The sequence below is a fragment of the Paenisporosarcina sp. P4_E4_2 genome (assembly GCF_056401595.1).
The window spans coordinates 1-3,614 of sequence record NZ_JBFUJC010000321.1; the positions used below are offsets into that span (position 1 = coordinate 1).

Here is a 3,614-nt window from a genome sequence, read left to right on the forward strand (position 1 = left end):
ACAATACTCCGGGAATGCAATTATTAGGGGTTCTTGTGAAAATATTCACTTAAACTTTAGATAGCTTAGTTGTAGATCAGTGGGCTGATAAGTCAGCTGTTATTGCTAATTAACTAACAGGGCAGGTTAGAAATGTAGGATTAAGTTCGATCTGGAATAGCGTACTAGTACAAGTTCAGTAGGTTTTTTTAACGGATTCTGTTGATTTAAAATGAAGTTTGATAATTTGTAAAAAAGATTGATAATTTATAACAAAGTTTGATAAAACCCTGTATTAATATTTGGTTTTCTTTTGACCTTTAAACTCCAGCAGTATTGTTCAATTAAAGGGCCATTTTCTGGAATAAAGCGATTGCTCAAATGACGGAATTTTGAAATAATTGTTATTAAGTTAAAGGGCAGGATTTTAGAATATGGCCGAAACATATTGCATATAAAAAAATTAACATTAGTTTCTTATTTCTTTTTATTAGGAGGAAGAGTCGGATGGAAATAAAATGGATAGGTGTTAGCGTCCTCACCGGATTCTTTCTACTGGAGCTTGGTGCAATGGCTGCGTTCAGTTACTGGGGTTATCATATCAAGACAGGGGCAGCGGTCAAAATTATACTCGCGGTTGCTACGCCACTAGTAATAGCCACTCTATGGGGTATGTTTCTCTCCCCGAAGGCGTCGCTCCCCATCTTCTCCTTCCCCATACGAACCACGCTTAAGCTGGTTGTGTTCATTGTTGCTTCCGCAGCTTTGTACGCAAGTGGGCAAAGCGCGCTCGCGGTTACTTTTCTGACGGTGTCCCTTCTTATCGTGGCAGCAGTCTTTATCTTGAAGCTTCATAAAGTAAATATGTGAAGTGGATTAGTCTAAAACCGAACTTCAATAATCGGGCGTGATTGTTGAGCAACACAGGTAGAAAATGATCAAGCTTTTTTATAAAAATCGTTCTCGTGAAATATTTAAAGAGCCTGTTTTGATCAAGCTTTTTTTTAAAGCAGGCTCTTTTATATTGGGGAAATCAACTTAATAAGACGTATTTTTGATCAAACTTTTTTATAAACCAACACGTCGTTCCTGTTAAAATGGATACGATCCCTTGGAAATCGAACAAAAGTGATGCATTAATTCTAAAATCGTGTTATATTTAGTTTGAATTAAAGATATTTGAATTAAAGATATCGTGATTGAAGATAGTTAAGTGGTGATACTATTGGTTTTAACTCAAAAAAAGTTGCTTCCTGTTTCTGTTATTATTCGTGCAGCCCAAGCGATTCAGGAAGTGATCAGAAAAGATGCAGCAAGATTTGACTTGAATCCAACAGAGTTTGCTGTATTAAAATTACTTTATTATAAAGGCGATCAACCAATTCAATTGATTGGCAAAAAGGTCCTCATTTCAAGTAGTAGTATCACTTATGAGGTAGATAAGCTTGAACAGAAGAAGTTTGTTGTTCGTTGAGCATGTCCAAAGTGATTGAACTACTTAAACAATTAAGTAATCAAGCAAAGAAACTATAATTTTTTTAATAATTATCTCGAATTCGAGAATTATTAATTTGATATAAAAAAGGAGGAACCATAATGAATCATTTAAAGGGAATTCACCATGTAACAGCGATTACAAGTAGTGCAGAGAAAAACTATGAATTTTTCACATGTGTATTAGGAATGCGTCTAGTAAAGAAAACAGTAAATCAAGATGATATTCAAACGTATCATTTATTCTTTGCAGACGATAAAGGTTCTGCCGGTACAGATATGACATTCTTTGATTTTCCAGGTATTCAAAAAGGAACACACGGAACAAACGAGATTTATAAAACGGCTTTTCGTGTACCGACCGATGCGGCACTTGATTACTGGGTGAAACGTTTTGATAAGTACAAAGTAAAACATACAGGCATTAAAGCAGTATTTGATAAGAAAACTATTTCATTTGTTGACTTTGATGATCAACAATATATGTTAATTTCAGATGAATTTAATGAAGGGGTTTCATCAGGGACACCTTGGCAGAGCGGTCCGGTACCACTTGAATTTGCGATTACAGGTTTAGGACCTATTCATGTTCGTATCGCTCAGTATGATTATTATAAAGAAGTATTGGAAAAAGTAATGCTAATGCGTGAAATCGCAGAAGAGGGATCTATGCATTTATTTGAAATGGGCGAAGGTGGAAATGGTGCACAAGTGATTGTGGAGCACAATACGATTTTTCCAGCAGGCCGACAAGGATTCGGTACAGTGCATCACGCAGCCTTCCGCGTGGAAGATACAAAGGTATTATATGAGTGGATTGAACGTTTGAAAGAATTTGGTTTAGGTACGTCAGGGTATGTTGATCGATTCTTTTTTGAATCACTATATGCACGCGTAGCACCTGGAATCCTTTTTGAATGGGCAACAGATGGTCCTGGATTTATGGGGGACGAGCCTTACGAAACAGTAGGGGAAATATTATCGTTACCGCCATTTCTTGAAGGGAAAAGAGAACAAATTGAGGCATCAGTACGACCAATCAACACGGTTCGGAGCACACTTGAAATTGAAAAAGAGTACTTGTGAGGAGGTGAAATAACAAAAAATGGGCTTTTTAACTAATTTATTTGGAGCACAAAAAATGGAGGGAAAAACAATGTCAAAATTAAATATAGGTATTATTTTAGGATCAACACGTGAGGGGCGCGTAAGTCCACAAGTAGGAACTTGGGTAAAAGAATTAGCAGATAAACGTGGTGACGCAAACTACACTATTATCGATATCGCAGAATACAAATTACCACTTTTAGGTGAAGCAGGCGGCGATGCATCAGGGGCAGCTGCATGGTCAGAAATCATTGCAAAACAAGATGGATTTGTATTCATCGTTCAAGAATACAATCACTCTATTACAGGCGCACTAAAAAATGCATTAGATTACCTACGTGATGAGTGGAATAATAAAGCAGCTGGTATCGTTTCATATGGTTCTGTAGGTGGGGCTCGTGCAACAGAACATTTACGCGGGATTTTAAGTGAATTACTAGTAGCACATGTTCGTGTACACCCAGCATTATCACTATTTACAGACTTCGAAAACGGAACAGTATTCAAACCAGCTGACGTTCAAGCAGCTTCTGTAAACCAAATGTTAGACCAAGTTATCCCTTGGACAACAGCATTAAACACAATACGTAAGTAATTTTCAAGGATGAAAATCATAATAAAAACCCAAAATGTGCATGGTATCATGTACATTTTGGGTTTTTTTAAGTTGAATAAATTCTGAGGAAAATGATATCAAGATGATTGAAGGTTTTGTTCAGAAACTATAGAGAAAATATCATTTACCGATTTTATAAAAGAATATGAGGAAAACATGATGTACAAAATAGCTGGATAGTTAATGGAAACTAGCGCTTGCTTATCTAATGCTGGCCGGCAATTATATGCACTTAATATAATAATTTTTCTACACCTTGTGCAAACTAACAAGTGCTTTAATTTAACAATAGGCGATAGCAGTTAAGAATAACTGGTATCGTCTCAGTTCTCTATTTCTTTCACATCGATGAACTTAAATACAAGAAAAGTCAAAATAACACCTAGTGCACCTGCCATCAAAAAACTAACATTGAGAT

At 36.2% G+C, this 3,614-nt stretch carries 3 protein-coding genes and 1 pseudogene; all 4 read left to right on the forward strand.

Going from position 1 to position 3,614, the window contains the following annotated elements:
- The first annotated feature begins 486 nt into the window (after nucleotides 1-486).
- On the forward strand, nucleotides 487-849 hold the full coding sequence (locus tag AC1DSB_RS16305) for a YrdB family protein (RefSeq protein WP_477532888.1): 363 nt from the start codon (nucleotides 487-489) through the stop codon (nucleotides 847-849).
- 355 nt (nucleotides 850-1,204) lie between these two features.
- Nucleotides 1,205-1,450, forward strand: a pseudogene (locus tag AC1DSB_RS16310) (MarR family winged helix-turn-helix transcriptional regulator); the annotation flags it as partial.
- A gap of 125 nt (nucleotides 1,451-1,575) precedes the next feature.
- Nucleotides 1,576-2,559 (forward strand): ring-cleaving dioxygenase, encoded by a 984-nt coding sequence (locus AC1DSB_RS16315; protein ID WP_477532887.1) that lies wholly within the window; start codon nucleotides 1,576-1,578, stop codon nucleotides 2,557-2,559.
- A gap of 19 nt (nucleotides 2,560-2,578) precedes the next feature.
- Nucleotides 2,579-3,175, forward strand: a complete 597-nt coding sequence (locus AC1DSB_RS16320; RefSeq protein ID WP_477532886.1) for an NADPH-dependent FMN reductase — start codon at nucleotides 2,579-2,581, stop codon at nucleotides 3,173-3,175.
- Nucleotides 3,176-3,614 lie beyond the last annotated feature (439 nt).

What these genes read in the sequence shown, in the direction of transcription:
- AC1DSB_RS16315 (WP_477532887.1), top strand. Translation starts at nt 1,576, where the DNA reads ATGAATCATTTAAAGGGAATTCACCATGTAACAGCGATTACAAGTAGT.
- AC1DSB_RS16305 (WP_477532888.1), top strand. Translation starts at nt 487, where the DNA reads ATGGAAATAAAATGGATAGGTGTTAGCGTCCTCACCGGATTCTTTCTA.
- AC1DSB_RS16320 (WP_477532886.1), top strand. Translation starts at nt 2,579, where the DNA reads ATGGGCTTTTTAACTAATTTATTTGGAGCACAAAAAATGGAGGGAAAA.